The organism is Massilimicrobiota sp. mt181, assembly GCF_055420065.1.
On the sequence record NZ_JBVAYN010000060.1, the window covers coordinates 1 to 1838 of the forward strand.

Genomic DNA, 1838 nt, shown 5'->3' on the forward strand with positions numbered 1-1838 from the left:
TATTTCTTCCATGATTAATCCCTATCCTTTTTCAAATAAAATTTTATTCTCTATAAAGTTCTTGAATTTCTGTTAATATTTTATACACGACAGGAGCATTCACACCAATATTTATTTCATATGCCACACTACCACCAGCATTTAAAGAAAAATCTAATATAATATTATTTTTTGTGTATGAAATCCTAGAATCTGACAAATCAAGATAAGACAAATAGTAATATTTGGCCGCCCTGTTTACTTTAGCTGAACAATATAAACCATAATCTGTAATAACCATGCCTTCTTTTGACTTATTTTCTTGTTTAAGCATATTCTTAATAAAATAAGATGAAAAAGAGAAATCTATATAAAAATCTGCTTTATATGATATATGAAATGTTTTAGTTATTTCTTCATTGAAAGGTCTTTCTATAATATCTCGTCTACCCCATGATATTTGTCTTCTATATTTTTCAAAAATACGCCTTATGTTTCTACCAATAAATTTCTTACCAATGTTGTAATCATTTATAAGTTGTCTGCATTTTGATACTTCATATCCAAAACGTTTCATTTCCAGTAAAACATGATGTGCAGCCTCTGATTCTCCCGTCCTTTCTAGAGAAATGCAATAATATTCAGCAAATATATCAAAACTCAAGAAACTTGAATAGTATCCTTTCATGTATAATGGCTGTGCCTTTTTGTAATACTCTATTACTTTTTCATAGTTTTTAGAATTATACTCAAAGAGTCCTAAGCCTCTATAAAATAATGCATCTCTTGAATCTATTTTAAGTGCTTTTTGATAACATTGAAACTGTTTATCTTTGAAACCTAAACATCCATATTCAGCTCCTATCCAATAAATAAGCTGTGCTTGTTCGGGGTCTAAAGATTCCATTTGCTTTAAAAGCGATAATCTTTTTTCATGTGAACTCCCTTGTTGCAAAAATGCTTGTTTACATAAGTCTTTAAGTTGTAGTGTTACGTCATTTTCAACGGTCAGATGTACACTGTTACATTTTACGCAAACATATCCATGACTAAACTGTAAATAAGCAGTTTCATTACAATATGGACATTTTATTTGTAAAGGTTCTAACTCTTTTTTTATTTCTGTACTTTGAGATTCTATTATATGAGGTGTTTGCTTTCTAGATTGCTTAATAGACTGTATGATCTCTTTACTAAGTTTTACATAAAGTGATTTCGGTCCATCGTTTGTTACCATAATATATGGAATATCAATAATAATAGGATATTCTTTTGATAAAGATAACTGTTTTTTTACTTCACTATAAACTCTATTTAATGCGATTTCATCATTCTTTAAATCAATACCTTCTTTTACATTGAATTCCTGTATGACATATTCAGTAACTTTTCTATCATATTTAGAATCATCATTTTCTTTTAAATCATTTTGAATAATTTCTTCATGTGTAAATGTTTTTTGTATTTTTCCTGCCTTATTTTCTTGTTGAAAAATATTTATCGTTTTTTCTTCATCCATATAGCCATTTATATTTTGTATTTTATTATCAGATTTTTTTGATGAATATTCTAAATCATTTACACTATTGATTTGAACATATAGTGATTTTGACATATCATCTGTATCTATAACATATGGAACATATATAGTCATTGGATATTTTTTTGATGCATAAATTTGTATTCTTACATAAGTATGAACTTTCTCCATAGCAAGTTCATCATTCTTTAGATTGATACCCTCTTTTTCATAAAATTTTTGTACCACATAATCAACAATTTTTTGTTCATATTCAGGATCAACGCTTTCTTCTCTTGTATCATTCTGAACTTTTTTCTTCTCTTCTCCGTTAAAGATA

1 protein-coding gene is annotated in these 1838 nt (G+C 27.4%); it reads right to left on the reverse strand.

The window, feature by feature from the left end; all coding sequences use genetic code 11:
• Positions 1 to 43: 43 nt before the first annotated feature.
• A partial coding sequence (locus tag ACZYT4_RS14000) for a tetratricopeptide repeat protein (RefSeq protein WP_463786970.1) occupies positions 44 to 1838 on the reverse strand: 1795 nt, incomplete at its 5' end.